Genomic DNA, 21,761 nt, shown 5'->3' with positions numbered 1-21,761 from the left:
ATCTAGCAATATGAAGTATACAAAAATAGCAAAACGATTGCTGCTCATCCTGTGTTTTCCGGTATTTATAGGTTGCGGTAGACAGGAAGATTGGCTGGATATTAAAAACAGTAAAGGCGACGTACTGCCCGAAACGTTGGCCGACTTTCAACATCTGCTGAATAACGGGACGGAACTTACAAGCAGGTATTCCACGGCGGGATTGACAATGTCCGATAACCTCTATTTGAATGAAGCTGAATACCTCAGCATGTCCCAACTGGAAAGGAATTTATATACATGGAACCGGGAGATCTGGGACAGCGGTGTTTCTTCCGACTGGAACTTCCTGTATGCAAAGATTGAAATAGCAAACCTGGCGCTTGAAGGTTTAAAGAAAATTGATGAAAGTGAATCCGGATACGCCAATATCAAGGGCCAGGCTCTTTTCTTTCGGTCTTTGTCTTACTACTTTTTGGTCAATCTTTTCTGCACGGCATATGATGATAATGCTGCGCAGCAGGCACTTGGCCTGCCGCTCCGTACCGACCCGGACGTAAATGTAGTTTACCGGCGGTCATCTTTACGGGAAACTTTCGACTTCATGATCCGCGATGCAGAATTGGCGGCAGAACTGCTGGATACGTCATCTCCCTATAACACAAGACCTTCTAAACAGGCTGCATTTGCTCTTTTGGCAAAAATTTATCTGCTGATGGGGGATTACCGGCAGAGTCTCCATTATGGAGAACTTGCACTTGATGGAAATACAGCTTTACTCGATTTTAACGATGAAACTAAAGTCAACATGGAGGATACCTACCGCTTTCCGGCACTTGGAATCGGCAATTCCGAAATCATTTACTATGCCGAGTCTGCCTTATACCTATCGGTAATGCCCGCACCCCCTTATAACGGCTCCGTTACTGAACAACTTTATCGTTCTTATCATGATAACGACCTGAGGAAGTCGGTATTTTATTTAGATGTAAACGACAGCAAGAAGTTTATCGGTACTTATACAGGGAGCCAAACTAACTTCTGTGGCATAGCACTCAACGAAATCTACTTTATATTGGCTGAATCCTACAACCGCCTCGGTGACGATTCAAAGGCGAGGCACTTCCTGAATGAAATTTTAATGAAACGTTATAAGACCGGAACCTATCGCGTGGATGATGAACCTCAGAAAGACGCGCTTTTAACACTTATTCTGAATGAACGCCGTAAAGAACTGCCTTTTACAGCTAATATAAGATGGGAGGACCTCCGGCGGTTGAATAAAGAAGCAGATCGTCAGAGCGGCATTGAACGTGTAATCAATGGTGTTACGTATTCATTGTTGCCCAATGAAAATCGATATGTGCTGCCCATACCCGAACAGGAAATACAGATCAGTAATATCACCCAAAATCAACGATAAAAATGAAATGGTTTTATAATAGTCGGATTGCTATAACAATCCTGTTTACGAGCTTTTTTTTAATGTGCAAAGCCGCTCGGAGCACTGTTGTTGACAGGCATGGTTTTACAATCCATGTTCGTCTTATGGACAGTGTCCCGGGTGATACGGTGTTTCTGTTGTTGGGCAACGAAATGCTGTGGTCTCCGATATGGAACGATGCAAATGAAAAAACAGGTATTACCAATGGTAATGGCGAAGTGTCTTTTCAGGTGTTTACGACGGAAGCCGCGGGAATTTTTACGCTTTTCAAGAATAACGTCAGTAAAAATTCAAAGGGGGCTACGAACCGAAGGAAACCGGTGACACGTCCCCAATTTTGGGAAGCAGGTGATAACATCAGATTAACGATCGCAAAGAACACGATCAGTTGTACAGGACGAGGTGCTGAAAAATATAACGCACGATTTGAACTTCTCTACAACCTGGATCAGAACGTACGTTTGACAGACTTTCAGGACGAAAATCTATTGATAAAATGGGCAAAATTGGCGGACTGCAAAATGCAAATGCTGCAAGGATGGGATGGGCAAATGAGTAAGCTTAGTTACGAAGTGTTGAAAGCGGATGTTCTGTACCACTTCAAGTATCTTTTAATCAAGCAACCGCAGAAAATCTTTGAAGATGCAAAAGGGTATGCGACAAATAAAAGTGTGAGGTCTTATTTGGCAGCATTCGATGATGAAAACGTGTATGGTTTAAGTGACAGCGCATTGGCTCTGTCAACGCAGTTTCTTTATTTTCAATATGCCATATACCAAAACAGGGCGGCCCGGCTTTCGGAAGGATACGATAGGGGTAGTTTGTTTAACTATATTTTAAACGAACCGAACCAAAGAGTAAGAGACCGTTTGTTTACATTTTTCTTTTTAAAAGAGAAACTTCCACAGCAAACGGCCGATGAATGGTTTGCTACCGCTTTAGCGACCATGAAAGATGAACAGCTCAGATCGGTTGTTAATAAAGCCTATGTGTTTAAAAATGAAATGACCGGGAAGTTACTGCCTGCCAATACATTATTGGATAAGGACCGGTTACCTGTATCCTTAGCTTCCTTAAAAGGCAAGGTTTTAGTCGTTGATTTTTGGAATACGGGTTGTGGCGGATGCGCAAAACTTTATGCAAATGTTTTAAAGAAGGTTAAGGGCAAGATGAAAGGACGGGAGGATGTTTTATTTGTTTCGATCGCTGTTGATAAAAAATTCAATATCTGGAATGAAAGTGTGGCAAGCGGCAAATACACCTCTGCGGATGCCCTGAATTTATATACCGGTGAACCGGGAGCGAAACATCCTCTCGTTAAAGCCTTGAAGGTAACGGGTTATCCCACACTAATAGTGGTTGATAGAAACAATAAAGTGCTCCAATATAATACGGACAATTTATCTACGGTAGAGGGATTAACGAAATTGCTAACGGGGATTTAAATCAATAAGTGGCCGGGCATTTCGGAGAATGAAGCCGTAAATAGTGCCCGGCCGCTACCGGATTATGGTAGAGTTGTTCTCCAAGCGATGATTTCAATATCATCCTCTTCGTTATCCACCGTTTCTTTTGCTATCGTAGAACCCAGATTGGAATCAGGCGATGTAAAGCTACAGGGGTGCTCCTGAACGGTTTCCAAACATGGTGTACCGGACGGATTTTGAGAGATTACATACTCGTCCGGATTGGACGGATTGGTGCTTTGCACATAGTAAGTAGTTGATCTTTTTACCGGGACAGGTTTCTCCTTTGCATTTAAACTTAGGTATAAGAACAACGCTAAAATAAATCCGAAAAATGCTACGACAAGTAGTCGCGCGTTAAATATACGTGCCATGGGCATATATGCATTTAAGGGAAATGCTACCTTTAAGTTTATACTATATTTATTTCAGAATCGGGGCATCTTCAGGTCAGCCAAACCTTTCAGTCCGTTTGCTGCAAACGAGAGCCGAAATATTATCTGAAGTACCGGCCAACGCCGAAATACCGCGAATTTTTTCTTGTGGATACTTAGATGGTTTTTCATAGTAATAAATTTTTCTATAAAGGTGATGAAGCTATCAGATTTTTTCATCCCTATGTGGTTTGAATAAATCATGATGGTTTCATGATGAATAGTTATTGGTTCTCGAAAGCAAAATTAATAGGTATGCGTACCGCGGAGTTAGCGTTTTGTGGCAGTTGATATTGTATCTTTTGGTCATTTTGCGGAACGTGGTTTAAGGTTACTCAGACGATATGCGGTAGGAGAAACACCATAATATCGCTTAAACCGTTGGTCGAAGGAGGTATTTACAGTATAGCCAAGAAAATAAGCAATTTCTTTAATGGGCATATCGGTATTGATCAGGAAATCGGCTGCCTGTTCCATCCGCTTGTGTTGGATGAATTCTCCTAAACTATAACCATAGGTTTGATAATGTTGACGCCGCAGACTCCGGTAGTTCACTTTAAAAAATGCGGCTATATCCGCCACCGAAACAAGGTTTCCTTTTGGTATCTGCTCGGTTATATAATTTCTGATATGCGTGAGCAGGTCATTGTCTTTGGATGTCGATGTCCTATTTCTTTTAAGATCTTCCTGACTCAAATCCAATAGGCTAAAGCAATGCTCATAAATGAGAATATCATAATGGAAGCGTTTGACTTTGGGTAATGTGAAAAGGCTAAGAAGCAACTTGTATACTTTATCATGAAGCGGGCAAAACTGGTTGTGCTGCGCTTCTTGCCGTTGGGCTCGCTGGCTATCGAGTAGGTGGTTGAAACCTTCCATGGCACGTCGTCCCTGCCGTTGAAGCCAATTCGGTTTGATAACAAAATAAAACAGCTGGTGCTTTCCTTTATCAAAGCGGGTAATGTATTGGCCTTGGGGCACGTAAATCTGCGTGTAGCTAGTTTCCTCTGTTTGCAAGACGATTTGCCGTGTTTCGTCCGCAAGGTGGATACGGTAACCCCCGTTTAATTGGTAAAGCCAGTACAGGTCGGATAGCGTACAACTTATCGGCACTTCTACGGGTTCATCCGCATGTATATCGGCCAAACAGATAAAAGCGTCGGGTGCATCGTAATACTGCTCGAGCACCGAAAAGCGATCGCTTTGCCAATAGTTTGCCTCCGCTAGTGCCAAATGGTACAAGGCGGCTGCGGGTACCCGTTCGCTGTAGAGCAGGTGATCTGTATTATCGGTTGGTAAACCAATGTAAACCGGTTTAATCATGTTTTTGGTCTGTTGGCATATTACCCGGCTGCCATCGGGAGCTTAAACCGGTGGCAACCTGGGTAATATCTTGTTCTAATGGTGTAGGGTAATTACTTAAGCATTGCTAATGGCTCGGATAGCTAATTTGTATGAGCAATGTTTTTGTAAACTGGCGTCCACCCGCTAAGGAATAAATGTCCTTGTTAGTGTAAGAAAATTGAAGCAATTTACCTCGGTCATCACCATCTTTTGGTCGATCTTCTTTCAATAAGGCAACGGGTTCTCTATCACTGAGATGATCGCTCACTTCTATGGCCATGGAGGTTAAAAAATTGTCGTCCATCTGTGCCAAATAGGATGCCTGGCTTTCAGTGAGATCGAAATGTGTGGTCAACCACTCATTTGGGTTACTTTCAAAATCAATCATTTCGTCGTTTAATGCTTCGTCTGATAAAGCGTAAAGATTGCTGATCAAGGTGCTAACTCCTAATGAATTGAATGGTACTTTTTCCATAATGTGTAAATTTAAGTTTGATATAAAAAGATAATTTTGTTTATTCGTTTTCAAAACTATGCGTCTCACCGAGGCATGTAAAGGGGGGTAAAAGCAAAAAAAAGGCGAAATGCAACCTTTTTCAGGCGAAATGCATCGTTTTAAAGAAGGGCTCTGAATTCCCTTACCTAGATTTCATTAACTGTTACAATAATTAAAGGCTTATTAATTATGGGACTTAAACCGAATTTATGGCGGTTAAGGCATTATTTTTTACGTTATATCCGCATCATCGTCGCTTTCCCGGTTGGCCATTTCATTTTAATAAATCATCAAACGAAATCGGTTTGGGTAATCATAACGCAGGCAAATTATTGGATAGGCTTGGTCTTCAGTGTAGCCGTGGCTTATGGAGTGCTTACTTATGTGCATCGTATCACGGGCCTATTGGATCGAACACTTCCATGGGAAGATAATTGGTTTAAAAGATTGGAACTTCAATTCTTTTTGGGCGTTGTAATGCCTATCACTTTCGTATACGCCGCGGTGCGGTTTTTCTTTTATTGCTTTACGGGCGATTTTGAGGCAAGTGGGTATATGGAACGGGAGTTTATTGAAGTGAGGTGGATGATTCCTTTTTTAAATCTTTTTTATTTTGCTTGGTATTTTGCTACATCGGATAAAAAGTTGCGCATTACTCGGGAAGAGGCAAAGCCTACAAAGGAAGGTCAGCTCATCATTCAGATGGATGGAATACGTTTAGAAGTGCCAATACAGCTTTTCGTAGCCTTTGTAAAGTTGGAGATAGGAGGAATTCTCTATTTATTAAATGGCGAACAGCATAGCCTCGACATGAAGCTGACCGATTTGCAGGCCTACTTGCCGCGGGATGCTTTTATACAGATCAATCGTTGGACCTTAGTAGCCATAAATCATATTGTTGATTATACAAGCGATCATACCGTTATTATGAGCAATGATATACAAAACTTAATCCGCAAAGCGCACCAGCATGGCGAAAAGAGCGGAAATCGATATGTGCAGGTTGGAAGACATTATCGTGAGGTTTTCAGTCAATATGTTAAACTGGAAAAAGCTTAACGACTGTTCATTTTGTTCAGTTCACCTAATACGTACCATACGGCTTATTATTTTAATATTTTTATTGGTTAATTATTGTTGAACGCGCTTTGTCGGAGGTATATGATCGTAATCAAAGTGGTGTAGGGTTGACGATTTATTGCCGAGCTTATCTGATGAGCAGCCAAGCACCACATTATGAAACATTATCTTAAATCTATTAAAGACTTGTTGGAAGTCATACTTTCCATTATTAAAACTTATATAGAAGAAAAACATAAAGCCTTATCCGAGGCCTCGGAAGAAGAGCACCTTTTTAATCGAAAGCAAGCAGCCGATTATTTACTGGTACATCCTAAAACGATCACCAATTGGCGTAATAGGAAACTCCTATCAGCCGTTACAAAAGACCGAAAGGTGCCGCTCTATCGCCAATCGGATCTGGATCGCTGCTTTGAGCGGTACTGGGGAAGGCGTAAAGATCGCTAGCCCAACGCTCGTACCAGCTTCGTACTGCGTTCGTTTGGAATAGGATATGCAGGCTATCAAAAATGTATCACGTAGGAGTTTTCGGGGACTGCGGTCGGATTAAAGTCGCCGATGATCCCTAATTGATCCGTTTAAGAAGGACGACTTAGCGAACCGGATTGCCAGAAGACTTATCGAATCATTACATTGCTGATCATTTTATTATTAAAAGAGGGAACGTAATGGGAATTTGCGTTCCCTCTTTTTCTTTTAAAGGGAACCTGATGGGAATGAGGCTCTTTGGCTATTGTTTGGCCCTTCGGGGCCTTCTACTTTTGTTCTGTCAGCAAGGCGTACCGGTACTGAACGCTGATGAATGAAATGTTTAATTAAAATGTAAAAAACATGGCAAAATTTATCAATGGTGCCAATGGTACCTTTTCGGGCAAGGTTGGTAGCGTTATCGGTAGTAGCTGGCGGGGTATCAGTTACCTTCGCGGACTGGGCAAAAAGTCCAAAATTCCGGCAACGGAGTTGCAGCGTTTACAGCGTGATCGCTTTTCCACGCTGGTGAAGTTTATCGCACCGCTCAAAGAGCTGTTGGATAAGGGCTTTGCCGGGCGCAATCTGAAGCTGGCAACGGCCTTTAGCTATGCGGTGAAGCATAACATGGATATGGGTGCCGTCACGCTTACAGCGCCCGTCGAGCTCAATTATCCGGCGATCCAGTTGAGTGATGGGGGCCTATTTCGCCCGCGTGGTGTGACAGCCGAGGTGACGGCCGATATGCTGACCGTGAGTTGGAATGCCAACGAGTATGAATTTAACGGTAAAGCTGATGATGTTGCTTATGTGTTGGTTTATAATGTAAACCAGGACCTTTTCTTTACGCCGGATGCGCCGGCCAACCGCCAATCAGGTGTAGCGACGGCTTCGCTGGAGGATATGGAAACGGGTGACGTAGGGCATGTATGGATGTTCTTTACCAGCTTGGATGGCAAGAAGGTTTCACGTACGACTTACGTTGGCTCAGTTAACTTTCTTTAATTTTTAACCTTGCGGGCGGCAATCTGTCGCCCGCCTAATTCTCTTTGTTATGGCAATTATGAAAGGTGGCCGTTTATATGGCCGCGTAGGAGATCAATTGTTCTATGTCCGCAATGGCGTACAGTGCGTACGGTCGGTAAAGAAGAAAGCGAACAACAATAAACCGATCAGCGAGCTAAGGGCGAAGCAGGTAGCTCGCATGAAAGCGGTTATGAGATTCCTGGTTCCGTTAAAATCGATTATTTATAACACGTGTCGACCTTACAATGATCGGATGACAGGGATGAACAGAGCCGTACAACAAGTGCTACGGGAAGCCTTGGTCGACTCGGAAGCAGGTCCTTATGTGGATCCGGCTAGGGTGAAAGTAAGCAGAGGCGGGCCAGGCGATCTGCACCTTGAGACAGTTCAACTAGTGGACGGTCGCCTAAAGCTGCAATGGGCGAATGATTTTCGGGTTTCCAATCATCAGCAGCTATTCCTGCTGGCTTATAATGTGGAGCAGGAACTCGTGCAATTGAGCGAAGGGCATCCATTAAGCGATAAGGAATTGGAGGTAGCATTACAGGACGTTATTTTAGAGGGTACATTCCATTTGTATTATTACCTGTCCGATCGTCTAAGTAAAATCTATTCGGAAAGCAAGTATGTAGGAGCGTTTTTGGTATAGTAGTCGTTGAGTCGTTCAGTAGAAGAGTCGTGAGTTGTTAAGTAGTTGAGTGGTTAAGTAGTTAAGTAGGGAATTATTCATTCGTGTTCACTTTTAAGGTATTATTCATAGTCGATTGCTTTTTATTGGCATTCATGAGCTCATTGCACTCGGTTCATGAACTCGCTACGCTCGGTTAGTCAATTAGCTGATGAGCCAATTTGATAATGAAGCTTATCTGCCGATAGCCGACTGCTGATGGTCGAAAGCTGGAAGCAGGTGATGCCTGCCTACCGCTTATAGCCTACAGCATAAAGCTGATAGCTGACATCCGAAAGCTGACCGCTGATGGCTGAGAGCTAACGCCTAATTCCTAACAGCTAAAAACTAAATAATATGATTAAACTAATAAGAATCGCCGAAGGCATAAACACGACCCTCGGCCAATTATACATCAATAATCTCTTTCAGTGCTATATTCTGGAAGATAAAATACGGGACAAAAAAATCCCGGGAGAAACGGCCATTCCGGCCGGAACCTATCAACTCGGTTTGAATAAGCTGGCGGGTATGAATGCTAAATATCAGAGCCGATATAGCTCCATGCATAAAGGAATGGTGGAAATCAGGGGTATTCCCAATTTCAGTTTAGTGTTCTTCCATATCGGGAATTACCATACGGATACCCGTGGTTGCCCCTTAACCGGAAGTTACTATCAGCTGATTGACGGCGATTATCGGGTACTGCATTCGGCAGATGCTTATAGAAGGGTGTATCCTTTATTAGCAAAGGCCGCTGCCGCGGGGAGTAGTTTGATCATTAGCCAATGTGATCATTAGCCAATATAATAATGTTTTGGCTACATAAAGCTTAAAGCTTACATCTTATTGATCGCTGATAGCTGACATTCGGAAGCCGATAGCTTATACCTAATTTCTAACCCCTAAAAGCTAAATAACAATGAAATCATTAGAAGTAATAACCTTATTAGGAACGATCATCAGTATTTTATTATCAATCATAGCCTATTTCTTAAAGCAATTACATGGAAACTTCCGGAAAATGGAGCAGGATGTAGCTTTAATGAAAGCGAGCATACAGCTTTTGAAAGCGGATTTAAAAGCGAATTATAATTTACTGCGACAGCGGATGGAGTTTTTGGAAAATGGCCATAAGCCGTAAACTAATAAGCAACAACTAATAACTAATAACAAATAACGAACAACGAATAACGAAAATGAACGAAATAACAGAAAGAATCAAAGCACCGACACCGAAGTTCTTTAAAAAGATAAGAACCATCGGTTTAACCTTGGGTGCAATAGGAGGGGCGTTATTAACAGCTCCGATTACTTTACCGGCAACAGTAGTTACCATAGCTGGTTATTTGGCAACAGCCGGAATTGTGGCTTCGGCCATATCAACAGTAGCCAAAGACGATACACCTGCTGAGAAATAATGGAAAGTCCCCTTATAATACGTTTTATGAGGGGACTTTCTTCAAAGTTTCGATAGGGAGCAGGTCAGCTATAAATCTGTTTTAAAAATTCACAAACGGATGTTGGCTTCCTGCCCAATAACATGGTCAATGCTTCATCATCTTTATCCAGGCTGTGCGCTGCCAGTGCTTCGGCCCACATGGCAAACATGCCAATATATAGCTGCGGAACTCCGGCATTTTCCAGCATTGTTTTAAATTCACCCATTTCGGGAGATTTATAATGGATATTTCGGCCCAATACTGCGGAAATTTCCCTGGCTATGGTTTTAAAACCAACCGATTCGGTATGGGTCAGTGTATAAGTTTTACCTTTATGCCCGTCGGTAGTTAAAACGTTGGCAGCGGCTTCCGCCAGTTCTTCCAGAAGCACCCAGCTTGCTTTTCCTTCCCCTGCAGGAAACATGATTGTTCCGCTTTCAGCGACTTTATCTCCGATAAATACCGGAATCATTTCAGCATAAATACCGTTCTGAAGTATCGTGTATTCCATGCCGCTTTCCTTTAAATACTGTTCGGACTCAACATGTGAATTTTGAAAGCTGCTTATGGGCGAACCTTCAAACCCTGGTTTTCTTACAAAGGATGTATATACAAGATGTTTTACGCCTGCTTCCACAGCAGCCCTGATCGCATTTTTGTGATGTTGGGTACGGTTCTCCATGGCTCCTCGATCATTGCTGGAAACCAATAACAACCTCTCCACATCTTGAAAGGCTTTTACCATAGATGTATGATCGGCATAATCACCTTCTCTTACCTGAACATCCTGTTCTTTTAAGCGACCTGCTTTGGCCGCATCTCTGACCAAAACGGAAATCTCCGAAGGATGTACTCCATTTTTCAATAAATACTCAACCGCTTTTGAGCCGAACCGGCCCGTTGCTCCCGTAACTAAAATCATATTTTGTTTTTTAAGTTTTAATGATCCCTTTTTGTATTTTTTTGAGTTTTGTGTTCCTAGATTGTTTATGCTATAACAATACTTTCAATTCCTTTCCGTATAGCATCTTCCGGGCCCAGTATTGCTTGGGCGTCTGCCCTGAAAACATTGGCCACTTCAACTCCCATAAGTTCAAGGAAAAACCGGACATAATTGGTCGTAAAATCGAAGGCCTTCAATTCTCCTTCCGTATATATTCCACCGGATGAAGTTACTATATACGCAATTTTATCTTTCAGTAATCCTTCCGGTAAAGCTCCTTTTCCGGTATAACGGAATGTGAGCCCGGGCCTGGCGATCTGGTCAAAGTACGCTTTCAATGTTGAAGGGATATTCCAATTGTACATCGGTGCTTCAACTATTAAAATGTCAGCTTCGATCAGATCAGTGATGGCCCGATCGGAAATCGCTATTTCACGTTGCTGCTCATCTGTCCGGTTTTCAGTAGATGTAAAGAAGGCATTTATATGGGATTCGCTTAAATGCGGAATTGTATTGAGATCGTATTCCTTAATTTCCACATGCTGAAATTTTTCTTTTAATTTTTCAGCCACTTTTTTTCCCAGCATTCTACTCGCAGAATTAGCTTTTTTCGGACTTGAAATTATGTGCAATATTTTTTTCATTTCTTTACCTCTTTTAAAACAGGGTGTTGCAAAATTAGCTATATTAGCTAACCGAATTATAGTAGTTACATTAAAGTAAGTAGTAACTTTTGGGTTAGTTGCTAAAAGAAAAAACAGAAGGGAATGGCGACAAATAAATTGGAATATTCACAGATACAGTGCAAAAATCGGCTGTCATCAACCGAAGATGCTTTATATGTTCTCGGCGGCCGGTGGACAATAAGGGTGATGATTGCAATTTTAGGGGGACATACCAGGTTCAACGATATACAGCGTACTTTAAAGGGTATTTCTGCAAAAATGCTTTCAAGCGAATTGAAAAAATTGGAAGTAAATCTTTTAGTTGAAAGAAATGTATATGCCGATCAAACGCCGGTCGTCGTAGAATATATACCTACCGAATACAGTAAATCATTAAAAGATATCATTACTGCTTTAGCTCAATGGGGAGCTCAGCATAAAAGGAAAATCACATCTGACGGTAGTTGATATTAAGGCAAAAGGGCCACAGGTTAGCTGGCATATTGCATTTGATTTATTTTTCCGGAATATGGCTTCCTATATCGGATTTTTTTTGATTTCGAACCTGTACTCCATATCCTTATTGTTCATCCACAAGCTGGTTCAAGAAGGAAAACTAGCAGAAGCACTTTCGATAAACGACGCACAGGAATCTAGGTTAACGGATATGTGTTACGTGGTACCGAGAAAGTTATGTGCCATATATCGAAGCAATCAAAATCGGACAGACTAATCTAGTTTTTGAGTTGTTGGAAAAAAATGCCGAAATTTAATCGCAGCAATTGTGATGTAATAGATATAAAACCTATAACTTTTTTTCACGATAAAAGCCGCACTATGAAGTCAGTGTTAATAGGCAATAAATATGAAATCCTACTCCTTGCGTTGGCGCAGCATTTATTCCTGTCACCTATATTTACTATCTACCCCAAGCTAGGAAGGTCAATGATAGAGCTCGCTACTTAAAATGCTTTTTTTCGTCTAGAACGAGTAACCAGTCTTGATCCCGACCTTGAGTGGGAGGTGTAAAGGTTGTCGGACACCGATTGCTATATTCTCCAATATAAAGAAAACGGCCGTCTTTGGGTTGATACCATTGTGCGCGTACGGTAGATTTAAATCCGGTGAGGTCTATACGTAGCGATTGGCCAATAGCAGCGTATACTAAAGCAAAGCTGTAGTCATTAGCCCTGGCAGCACTAATATAGGTGCTGTCTTTACCATATTCGCTCAAAATCATCGTGGTGTCTGGTACAAGCTTTGCAAAGCTCCGTAGCTCGAAAAGGTTTTTTAAGGCGGACATTGACTTAGCCCCTGGGCGATGTAACGCCGTTTTCCAATCATATAAGCAAGGAATAGCCGTCGAATCTCCTGCGGAAAAAAACTGCCAAATGGCGTTGTTGCCATACGTATAGCCGCACGCTCCAGATAAAATGTTCCAATAGGCATGTACCCGTACATCGTAATCAGTAAAATAGCCTTGTTTAAAATACTCCTTATTACGTATAAATCCATCTGCGTCTACTACTTGATTGGGCAACTTCGCTTTACCATCCCAACGAATAAAATCCCAAAACCGAATAGGTATATCTTCATAAGCGGGTTCAACATCGATAAAGGGCTTAAGCGGCTGTATAGAATAATGATAGGAAGCGAAGTTGTAAACGGGGAAATAGGGGCGGGCGTGTCCGCTTTGATAACTGTTAAATGATAGCCAAGATTCGTTATGAAACCAGTGGGATGATGATGATTCGCCAGCGGGATGATAACTTATAATTGCGTTGCTGCCCATACTGTCCTGTATTCCCGTAGCCATGCTCTTCCAGATAGCTACAACGGTCGTGTCAGCTACGTTTCTATCGCCTCCGAGCATCCAAATAACAGGCTTATTCTGATACCGCTTTCCTAAATATTTTCCGTAAGTGTAGGCATTTTCTTTATTGAAGATAACAGGCCCTTGACCAGGGCGGTTAGATTTTACCTTATCCCCCCATGTTGGTAAGAGAGCCATATAAAGGCCTAATTGCTCAGCTTTGTTTATCAGCCTATCTATGTGCTTAAAGTACGCTTCATTAGGGGTTTCCGGATTAAGATTGTGCAAAGGTCTTTCTCCATAATAATTCGGAGTTCTTAAGCCATTGTTTTCCGAAAGTATCACCGCTTGGATTACCGTAAACCCTTGCTCAGCCCGTGTTTCCAAATAATACTCGGCATCGGTCACATTTAACTTATGAAACAGCTCCCAAGCGGTATCCCCAATCCACAGAAAAGGCTTGTTATTGTGTGCTAGGTAGCGATGATTGGCACTGATATGTAATTGCCCCAAAAGAAGTTGGGGCAACAGGAGCCATTGAACAATTATAAGAAGTTTAAATTTATTTTTTTGCATATTAATCGGATAAAAAGATATATACCTAACAAACTATTCGAATACAAAAATGATTCGTTTATCGTTAAATTGACTATATTCGTCTGATGATTAGTTTCGAGATTTAATAATTTACGAATGAAGCCGAAGTTTGTTGCCATCAGTGAAGAGATTATAGAAAAAATTATATCTGGCGAATTGTTGCCGGGCGATAAGGTTCCTTCTGAAAACGAATTGATCAAAACCTATCATATTAGCAATACTACGGCTCGTAAAAGCCTCCTTGAAATCGAGTCGAAAGGGTGGGCACGTAGAATAAAAGGGAAGGGCACTTTTGTGCTGAATCGTACGTCTGACCATCAGCTCTTGCGCACTTTGGGTTCTATTGATTCTACGCGGAGGGGGTTCAATGAAGGTCTTCAAGTGGAAGGTTTTACACCAAAGAACATCCTCTTGGAGAAAACTGTCTTGAAAGATGGTCTTTCGGCGGCTGTTATGGGAAAGCATTACATTATAGAAGGCCCCGTCCTGAAAATCCATCTGTTGCGTTACGCGGATGATGACGTGCTTAAAGATGAAATTCGTTACATTTCTCTTCAGCTCTGCCCACGGATAGATCGTCTGTCTACAGACATTTCTTACTTTAAAACTTATGAAGACCATTATAAACTTCAAATTAATGATGTTAAACAAACTCTAAGCGCTGACATCTTATACCCGAAAGATAACCACAATAATTTTGAAGTAGATCGGCCAATTGCAGTCTTCGCACTGGATGGGGTGGTACTCACCCCAGCGGAAGAAGTAATCGAAATTGAACGTTCTTATTACCGAGGGGATAAATACAAGTTTGCCGTGGTGGCTCATCCGCAATATGAACCCTCCAAGTCATAACCGTTTATCTCCCCGTCCATTCATTGATTTCTTCTGGTGGGGCTAACAGCTTTTCAACTTTTTTTACAAGCATCCCTTTTGGCACATTGAAGGATACTTTTTTCTTTATATGGCTGCTGGAGCTGCTTATATAGAGCTCGTATGTCCCTGCTTCAACCTCCCATGCGCTTGTTTTGCTATTAAAAGAAGCCAATAGTAGCGGGTCAATCTGGAAATCCATTCTCTCCATTGCACCTGGAGTCAACGTGCCGGTTTTAGCGAAGGCTTTTAATTCTTTGCTTGGTTTGTGCATACTTAGACCCGGGGCACGAAGGTATACTTGCACCACTTCGCGGCCAGCGACCGGCCCGTCATTTTGAATAGAAATTGACAAGTTGAGATTGTCTCTGAATACTTTTGTGCTCAATATCGGCTCTTTGTAGCTAAAGCGCGTGTAAGATAATCCATAACCAAATGGATAAGCAGTTTTTCTATTATAACTATCATAGTAACGGTAGCCTATATAGATGCCTTCTTCGTATAGTACTTTTAATGGGTTGTCTGCAGGTGTGCCGGGGAAATTCTTAGCTGTGGGTACATCTTCATAACGAAGAGGAAAGCTCGTTGTCAGTTTACCTGACGGGTTGATGCGCCCACTAATAATATCGGCCATGGCGTGACCGCCTTCTTGCCCTGGGTGCCAAGCGAGCAAAATAGCATCTACTTGGTCGCGCCAGCTGGCTGTTTCTATTACGCCTCCAATATTGAGTACGACCACAACCTTTTTACCTTTTTTACGAAAGCTTGTTGAAACCTGCTTGATTAGTTCCTCTTCTGCATTCGTGAGATAAAAGTCCGTCTGCTTACGGTCTCCCCCTTCTCCAAATACACGCATAAGTGAAATCAATGCTACATCACAGCTCGCTGCTTTTTCTTGTATTATTTTTTTACCTAATTGAAGTTCGTTTAACACGCTGTCGAGCTTCGGCATAGCCGTTATCAAACTGTCGCTTTTGTCTATCTTTCTTTCCCCTAGGGCTAAGTAGTTGTGGTATCGATTGGCCAAATCTTGGTCTAACGGATAACCAGCAGCCACTAAACCATCAGCCAATGAAACACTGTAGGCGTTATTGACCATTCCACTTCCGGTACCTCCAACAATGAGTTTGTAGGAGTAGTTGCCAAAAACTGCCACTTTCTGTGTTTTATCCAGCGGTAAGGTGGTATTTTCATTTTTTAGTAATACCATAGAGGAAGCTGCGGCTTTTCTGGCTAATTCAGCATGCTGTTTCAAATTTGGTTGATTGCTAACGGGACGGTTTTTGAAAGTAGGAGTACGTTGTACAATGCTTAATATGCGCCGAATGTTACGGTCGACCACTTCAGTTGCTAGAGACCCAGTGTTCAAGGCGCTGTCTATACTGTTCGACCAAGTCGCTAAACCTGGCATTAGTAGATCATTTCCCGCCTTCATTTGCTTGATTGGATCATCTCCTCCATACCAATCACTCATGACAAAACCGTCGAAACCCCATTCTTTACGCAACAAGTTTTCCAGGAGTTCAACGTTTTGCGATGTATGTATACCATTAATTTTATTGTAAGATGACATGACCGTCCATGGTTTGCCTTCTTTTACTGCTATTTCAAAACCTTTTAAGTAAATTTCGCGTAAAGCGCGTTCACTGATGATAGTATTAATAGTTCGTCTGTTGGTTTCTTGATTATTGGCTGCAAAATGTTTGATAGAAGTCCCAACGCCCTGAGATTGAATCCCCTTGATAGCGGCAGCTGCCATTTTCCCCGATAGGAGGGGATCTTCAGAATAATATTCGAAGTTGCGCCCTCCCAATGGGTTTCGGTGGATGTTCAATGCCGGAGCTAATAATATATCGACGCCATAAGCCAACGCCTCCTGACCCATTGCTTTTCCTACCGCTTCAGCAAGCTGAAGGTCCCAACTAGAAGCTAACAGGTTGGCAACCGGAAATGCTGTGCAATAATAGTGGCAACTGTCGCCATAGCGACGGGGAGCGATACGCAATCCCGCAGGTCCGTCGGACAACATGATGGAAGGAATGCCAAGGTCTACAAACGGATAGGTGTAGCCTCCTACACCTTCTATGTTTTTTTGTTGCTGGCCCGGAAGCGCTGTCGGGATGACTCCTCGTCGTTTTGCGCCTGTTACCATCAAGGATTTCTCTTCATTCGTCATGGCGTCAATCAACTGCTGGACGGGAGAATGACCAAAAATAGGACGTTCTTGTGCTTTGGTATTAATAGAAAGATATACAAGTAAGCCAAGTAGATAAAAAGTAGATAAGCCTATGTTCATGATGATTGGATGATTATTTATTGAAACCATTTGAATAGTTCATCGGCAATAAGGGCATGTCCTTTTTCATTGGGATGATTAATATGCGACATATAGTTCCGTATCCCGCCTTGTTCGTTAACTATTTGCACAAACCGCTGATAGGGGTCGGCAAGGCCAACCTGATATTCCCTTGCAAGGTTGCGTATCTGTTGTGCATGTTGCGATAAAGGACTCTTCGCGTCGGCAATAGCTTGGCGTTGATCTGGAGAGGGAGTTAAAAGGATCACTTTGATACCTTTGGCTTGGGCTGCTTCAATCATTGATGCCCAAGCCACCTTGGATTGTCTTAGACCGATGCCAAGATCATTCAACGCGTAATCAATAAAGACTACATCAGGTTTATGCGGCAAAACATCGGTTATAAAGCGCTTTTCGCCTTTTGTTGACCATTCACCCCCAATAGAGGTCAGAATGATGTTGATCACCGCATAAGGGTATTGTTCTTTAAGCCGTTTTAATAACAGGTATGGATATGATTGCAGAGTGTGCACTTCTGAATTGGCCCAATAACCAGAAGGGACAGAATGCCCGTGGAACACGAGATTAATGGTCTTATTGTTTGGAAACTTCGTCTTTAGGATGTTTTTTACCGATACGAGGTAATCTTGAGGTGTTGCCGGAGTCAGTTGTTGCGCTGAACTTAGGCTAATAAAATATAGACTGAAAAATAAATAAGTGACTGTTTTCATAAAGAATGGATTTATGTTTACCAGGACACCACCAAATCTCCGGTGACATCCTCTATTACATAATGGTGTCCAAGCGTTTCATCTCCTTTTTTTACAGGTATTTTTCCTTTTTTCCAGGGATAGTTGCTATTTAAGTAAAAATTGATTTCTTGTTTACCAATTGCTTCGGGTGGATATACACGTACCGTCGCATTCTTTAATCCGCTAACTTTTAAGCGTCGGCTAATACCGAGTTCGCCAGAATGTATTTCCTTGCAAGAAACTAAACCGTCGGCCTGTGTAACGAAGACCCTACATTCGCGGTGCCAAGATGGGGGGAACAGATATTGACTATAACCTTCGTGCAATTGAGTGTCATAACCCAGGAGCAAGGGCGCCCCTTGAGCCAACTTAAACTTGTGAATAACGCTTGTATTGGGTGCGTATCCTGAGAATTGATAGGCATTGTTACTTCGCGCGATGCTCAGTACAGGGTTTTTGATCGTTGGTGATGACTTCTGGAATCTTATATCGATTCCGAAAGCATCAAGAACGTAACGCAGATACAATGGGCCAACAAAATATGTATTGGGGTCATCAGGGTTTAGAAGTCGGCCTCCTGCGAAATGGCTTGAATTGGTGCCAGCGAGATAAGCAATTTTTCCTCCTTTCCAGGCGGGAAGCGATCGCAATGTTACAACATCACGGCATCTGTTTCCTTGGCTGAAGCTGACATAAACCTTACTGTTGCTATCCTGCGTATCTCGAATTTTGCTACGGATACCACCTCCTGAGAGAAGCGCCTGATGACGAATCTTTTTTGGATAAGTTTCTTGCAATTGATCGCCTTTAAATGTACTTTTTATCTCGAACTCACCTTCAAGCGGTTCAACTTTTTGTAGATTAAGTAAGCCAAGAAGCTGCTCGCTTGCACGTTCGAGGGGGCCATAAAGGACTACTTTACCGCCGGTTTGAAGGTAGTCAATCAGCGCGTTTTCATAAGCCGAATTTGGATCCGGTACGATACTGAGAAGAGTGGAGGCATTAAATAAGGACGGTTTTGCATGCCGGACACTGACGAAAGACTCGGTACTGATAACGGAGTTCAAGGGCAACCCATTGTTGATCGCCTGTCGAACAAACCAGTCGCCGTAATAGATCTCCTCCAGGTTTATTTTCTGATTAGCCCAACGATGATATTCTGCAAACGGATATACCCAAACAAGTGGGCCAGGTGCATCAGGTGCATCATACCGGGCCTTTAGGATATGGGGCGTAACCTCGTCGGGTACTTGTGTTGGCATATTACCAAAAGAGTCATCAATCGTCAAAAAATTTAAGTGCGTAGGCAGGGCTACATTTCCATTTTCATCAATGCGGGCGACACTCATCGGTAAATAGATATCATGTGGCTCGCGTCCGTAGCGATCTAACCATGGGCTGTTTAACCACCAGGGGTCGTGCGTATAGAAGCGAAAGATATACTGATTGCTGGGTAGTTCAGCCATGCGTGACATATAGCCTGCCAGCTCGAGCCCAAAGTCGCCATCTAAGGCGGCCCATGGCGAATTTGGTGGCGGAAGGATATTGAAACCACCTCGATAGATGGCTTGTAAGTCAACGCCGTCTTTGGCCAGATCAATACCGGTAGACAAATTGGTTCCACGAGTTTCAATCCGAATGCTCGGGCATTCCCGCCTGAACAGGGTCCAAAAATCAAGAATTTTTGCTTTGATATCAGCTAATTTATCCGTATTAAAATCGCTGCCGGTGAAAATAACACCGGTTGATGACCAAGGCTCCATGCCAAAACCAAATCCATTGCTAAACCAAATATAATCGAATCCCAAATCACTTAGAAAATGTTGACTTTGTCGGCCGAAGAAAGTACCAAAGGGGGTGTTGGCAGGAATACCTTTGGGATAACCTGCGTAGTTTTCTTTGTCGGCTTTTAGAGTTGCGTAACTGTAGACAAAGCTCTTATGTCCCATAGCACTTCCCTCGACAATTTCGGGATGTTTCTCGTACTTGAAGGGCGATTTTGCGAATTCCGGACCTGGATCAAAGGTGGCGCCTATACGTATTGGTTTTCCGGTGAGTTGTTTTCCAACCCGCTTAAGCGTGTCGACAATTTCTTTAAGGTCGCCGTATAGGAAGTCGGGTGGTGCATCTTGGTAAAGATAAGCCCGTTCATGGAGAGAGAGCTCTTTTGGGCCTGTGCCAATGGCATGCATGGTGTTAGGATTGCCGATATACTTTGCCCACTCCAAGGCTTGGTTCAAATTACCCTTATAATCGAGAATTTCCGAACCATCCGCTACCCATAATAGAACGGAGACGGTATCGGCGTGGCGCAAGAGTGCGTGCCATTGCGTGAACATCTCTACGGCCACCAACTGATAGTACTTGGCATCTTTCACTTTAAAGGGTTTCAACGAAACTTCTAAGGTGATATTGTCAAAGCGTTTCCCTTTCAAATTAGTGTTTATCTGACCTACAGAGATGCTGTTGCTCATCATCAACATAACGCACAAGAGCAGCGGTGCCAACGATACATGCTTTCTATATTTCATAGCTGCTTAGTAACCTTAATAACCTGGATTTTGCTGTAATTTAGGGTTTATTTCAATTTCCCGCCGGGGAATCGGCAATAATAATTCGTGATCTTCCACGGAAAATTTCAATCCTTTTTGTGCATAGTAAGCGTTGATCACTTCCTGTGCTTTACCGGTACGTTTTAGGTCGAACCAGCGTTGGGCTTCAAAAACAAATTCAACCCGGCGCTCCTGTGCAATTGCTTGCCGCAATGCTTCTGTATCGTTTTTTTCGAAAGAGTTTAATCCAGCTCGGGAACGGACGAGATTTAGATAAGTGTTTGCATCGGCAGATCCCAGTTCGTTTAGCGCTTCGGCATACATGAGCAATACATCTGCATAACGCAAAACAGTGAAATTAGCCGACCCATCGAGTGGGTTGTTTGTAGTCATATCTACAAACTTTAACCCATAACGACTGTAAACCATGCCCACATCTGTAAGAATAGAATCGCCGACCGATGCAGACATACGTACATCTCCCGATTCGTAGGCCTGCATCAAGCTTAAGGTAGGATTGATACGACCCGATCCCGATTGCCGGTCGGGCAGTAGCCCGATAATAGCTGGGGTAAATAGTGAAGAATAGCTGTTGCCAAGATTGACACCTGAAGTGTATTTGAATTCGAAGATGGATTCTGCCAAATTTTCATTGCTGGGTTGAAAAAGACTTTTATAGTTATCAACCAAGCTGTAATGACCTAAATCAATGACCTCTTTTAACTTGGCTGCTGCGTCCATGTAGTTGTGTTGGGTAAGGTATACTTTACCCAACAGCGTTTTTATGGCGCCGATAGACACTTGACCTTTATTTGGATTCAGATTGATTGGTATCTGACTTTCAGCAGTGAGCAGATCACTGATGATCAGTTGATACACTTCCTCACTTGGCTTTAAGGTAATATCCGCTGCGAAAACCTGCGCCGGACTGTTAAACTCGGCATCTGTAACTGGTGTATTACCGAAGGCCTGCACCAAAAAAAAGTAGCTTAAGGCCCGCATAAATCGAGCTTCTGCAGCGATTCTGTTTTTAGCGATCTCATCAATCGCAGCCTCATTGATGCGATTCAATAGTACATTACAACGGGATACCGTGAAGAGTGCACTATTCCAAGCGCTTTGAATAATGGTATTGGTTGCTGTAAGGGTCATTTCGTCAAATTCTACTTCAGCCAGTGATGATGTCGGAATAGATATTTCAGCGTTATCTGTTGTTAATTCTGTAATGAAAAAGATGTCACGGGCGTATAGGTTCTTCAAAGTGGCATAAATGCCTACCATTGATGTCTCGAAATCTTTTTCGGTTTTATAGAAATTGTTCTGATTGATTTGATTCTCAGGTTCCAGTTCTAAAAAATTGCTACAGGCACTTACCAAGAGAGTGCATGCGATGCAAATGCTTAACCAGTACTTTTTCATAATGTCGT

The 21,761-nt window shown here is 42.6% G+C and carries 21 protein-coding genes; 11 read left to right on the top strand and 10 right to left on the bottom strand.

Going from position 1 to position 21,761, the window contains the following annotated elements; all coding sequences use genetic code 11:
- Positions 1–10 precede the first annotated feature (10 nt).
- Both ACH11B_RS22165 and ACH11B_RS22160 read left to right on the top strand, forming a co-directional pair.
- Entirely contained in the window at positions 11–1,402 is a 1,392-nt protein-coding gene (locus tag ACH11B_RS22165; protein ID WP_377608525.1) for a RagB/SusD family nutrient uptake outer membrane protein, read from the top strand.
- A 125-nt stretch (positions 1,403–1,527) separates the two neighbouring features.
- A complete protein-coding gene (locus ACH11B_RS22160) occupies positions 1,528–2,868 on the top strand; it encodes a TlpA family protein disulfide reductase (protein ID WP_377608527.1) in 1,341 nt (446 codons plus the stop codon).
- A 62-nt stretch (positions 2,869–2,930) separates the two neighbouring features.
- On the opposite strand, the gene ACH11B_RS22155 is transcribed toward ACH11B_RS22160, so the two are convergent.
- The 3 genes from ACH11B_RS22155 to ACH11B_RS22145 all read right to left on the bottom strand — a co-directional run bounded on the left by ACH11B_RS22155 (position 2,931) and on the right by ACH11B_RS22145 (position 5,142).
- A complete protein-coding gene (locus ACH11B_RS22155) occupies positions 2,931–3,263 on the bottom strand; it encodes a hypothetical protein (protein WP_377608529.1) in 333 nt (110 codons plus the stop codon).
- Between the two features lie 366 nt (positions 3,264–3,629).
- On the bottom strand, positions 3,630–4,646 hold the full coding sequence (locus ACH11B_RS22150) for a helix-turn-helix transcriptional regulator (protein WP_377608531.1): 1,017 nt from the start codon (positions 4,644–4,646) through the stop codon (positions 3,630–3,632).
- 106 nt (positions 4,647–4,752) lie between these two features.
- A complete protein-coding gene (locus tag ACH11B_RS22145; RefSeq protein WP_377608533.1) occupies positions 4,753–5,142 on the bottom strand; it encodes a hypothetical protein in 390 nt (129 codons plus the stop codon).
- 210 nt (positions 5,143–5,352) lie between these two features.
- Here ACH11B_RS22145 and ACH11B_RS22140 point away from each other — a divergent pair, with 210 nt between their 5' ends.
- The 7 genes from ACH11B_RS22140 (at position 5,353) to ACH11B_RS22110 (ending at position 9,825) form a co-directional block, all read left to right on the top strand.
- Positions 5,353–6,222 (top strand): LytTR family transcriptional regulator DNA-binding domain-containing protein, encoded by an 870-nt coding sequence (locus tag ACH11B_RS22140; RefSeq protein ID WP_377608535.1) that lies wholly within the window; start codon positions 5,353–5,355, stop codon positions 6,220–6,222.
- 177 nt (positions 6,223–6,399) lie between these two features.
- On the top strand, positions 6,400–6,690 hold the full coding sequence (locus ACH11B_RS22135) for a hypothetical protein (RefSeq protein ID WP_289553723.1): 291 nt from the start codon (positions 6,400–6,402) through the stop codon (positions 6,688–6,690).
- Between the two features lie 384 nt (positions 6,691–7,074).
- Complete coding sequence (locus ACH11B_RS22130; protein WP_377608537.1) at positions 7,075–7,716, top strand: DUF6266 family protein; 642 nt, start codon at positions 7,075–7,077, stop codon at positions 7,714–7,716.
- 49 nt (positions 7,717–7,765) lie between these two features.
- Entirely contained in the window at positions 7,766–8,386 is a 621-nt protein-coding gene (locus ACH11B_RS22125; RefSeq protein WP_377608539.1) for a DUF6266 family protein, read from the top strand.
- 375 nt (positions 8,387–8,761) lie between these two features.
- Positions 8,762–9,205, top strand: a complete 444-nt coding sequence (locus ACH11B_RS22120; protein ID WP_377608540.1) for a DUF5675 family protein — start codon at positions 8,762–8,764, stop codon at positions 9,203–9,205.
- Between the two features lie 121 nt (positions 9,206–9,326).
- A complete protein-coding gene (locus tag ACH11B_RS22115; RefSeq protein ID WP_377608542.1) occupies positions 9,327–9,548 on the top strand; it encodes a hypothetical protein in 222 nt (73 codons plus the stop codon).
- Positions 9,549–9,603: 55 nt separating this feature from the next.
- Positions 9,604–9,825, top strand: a complete 222-nt coding sequence (locus ACH11B_RS22110; RefSeq protein WP_377608544.1) for a hypothetical protein — start codon at positions 9,604–9,606, stop codon at positions 9,823–9,825.
- Positions 9,826–9,889: 64 nt separating this feature from the next.
- Here ACH11B_RS22110 and ACH11B_RS22105 read toward each other — a convergent pair whose 3' ends face one another.
- Together ACH11B_RS22105 and ACH11B_RS22100 are read right to left on the bottom strand one after the other, a co-directional pair.
- Positions 9,890–10,768, bottom strand: coding sequence for an SDR family oxidoreductase (locus ACH11B_RS22105; RefSeq protein ID WP_377608545.1), 879 nt, complete (start codon positions 10,766–10,768; stop codon positions 9,890–9,892).
- A gap of 65 nt (positions 10,769–10,833) precedes the next feature.
- Complete coding sequence (locus ACH11B_RS22100) at positions 10,834–11,433, bottom strand: FMN-dependent NADH-azoreductase (RefSeq protein WP_377608547.1); 600 nt, start codon at positions 11,431–11,433, stop codon at positions 10,834–10,836.
- Positions 11,434–11,556: 123 nt separating this feature from the next.
- On the opposite strand from ACH11B_RS22100, the gene ACH11B_RS22095 reads away from it, so the two are divergent.
- Positions 11,557–11,922, top strand: coding sequence for a helix-turn-helix domain-containing protein (locus ACH11B_RS22095; protein ID WP_130855510.1), 366 nt, complete (start codon positions 11,557–11,559; stop codon positions 11,920–11,922).
- A 490-nt stretch (positions 11,923–12,412) separates the two neighbouring features.
- Here the strand turns inward: ACH11B_RS22095 and ACH11B_RS22090 are convergent, their stop codons facing one another.
- On the bottom strand, positions 12,413–13,843 hold the full coding sequence (locus ACH11B_RS22090) for a glycoside hydrolase family 140 protein (RefSeq protein WP_377608549.1): 1,431 nt from the start codon (positions 13,841–13,843) through the stop codon (positions 12,413–12,415).
- Positions 13,844–13,960: 117 nt separating this feature from the next.
- On the opposite strand from ACH11B_RS22090, the gene ACH11B_RS22085 reads away from it, so the two are divergent.
- The gene (locus ACH11B_RS22085; protein ID WP_130855512.1) at positions 13,961–14,716 is read left to right on the top strand and encodes a GntR family transcriptional regulator; all 756 of its coding nucleotides are present in this window, start codon (positions 13,961–13,963) and stop codon (positions 14,714–14,716) included.
- A gap of 4 nt (positions 14,717–14,720) precedes the next feature.
- Here ACH11B_RS22085 and ACH11B_RS22080 read toward each other — a convergent pair whose 3' ends face one another.
- From ACH11B_RS22080 to ACH11B_RS22065, 4 genes are read right to left on the bottom strand one after another with little or no spacing between them, the layout of a single operon-like run.
- Positions 14,721–17,030, bottom strand: a complete 2,310-nt coding sequence (locus ACH11B_RS22080; protein ID WP_377608551.1) for a glycoside hydrolase family 3 C-terminal domain-containing protein — start codon at positions 17,028–17,030, stop codon at positions 14,721–14,723.
- Positions 17,031–17,047: 17 nt separating this feature from the next.
- Complete coding sequence (locus ACH11B_RS22075) at positions 17,048–17,761, bottom strand: SGNH/GDSL hydrolase family protein (protein ID WP_377608553.1); 714 nt, start codon at positions 17,759–17,761, stop codon at positions 17,048–17,050.
- 17 nt (positions 17,762–17,778) lie between these two features.
- Positions 17,779–20,313, bottom strand: coding sequence for a hypothetical protein (locus ACH11B_RS22070; protein WP_377608555.1), 2,535 nt, complete (start codon positions 20,311–20,313; stop codon positions 17,779–17,781).
- A 15-nt stretch (positions 20,314–20,328) separates the two neighbouring features.
- Positions 20,329–21,753, bottom strand: coding sequence for a RagB/SusD family nutrient uptake outer membrane protein (locus tag ACH11B_RS22065; protein WP_377608556.1), 1,425 nt, complete (start codon positions 21,751–21,753; stop codon positions 20,329–20,331).
- Positions 21,754–21,761 lie beyond the last annotated feature (8 nt).

Source organism: Olivibacter sp. EAT-5 (genome assembly GCF_044784325.1).
Classification (GTDB): domain Bacteria; phylum Bacteroidota; class Bacteroidia; order Sphingobacteriales; family Sphingobacteriaceae; genus Olivibacter; species Olivibacter oleidegradans.
The sequence above is the reverse complement of the archived record's forward strand: the minus strand, read 5'-3'. Positions and strand labels throughout refer to the sequence as shown.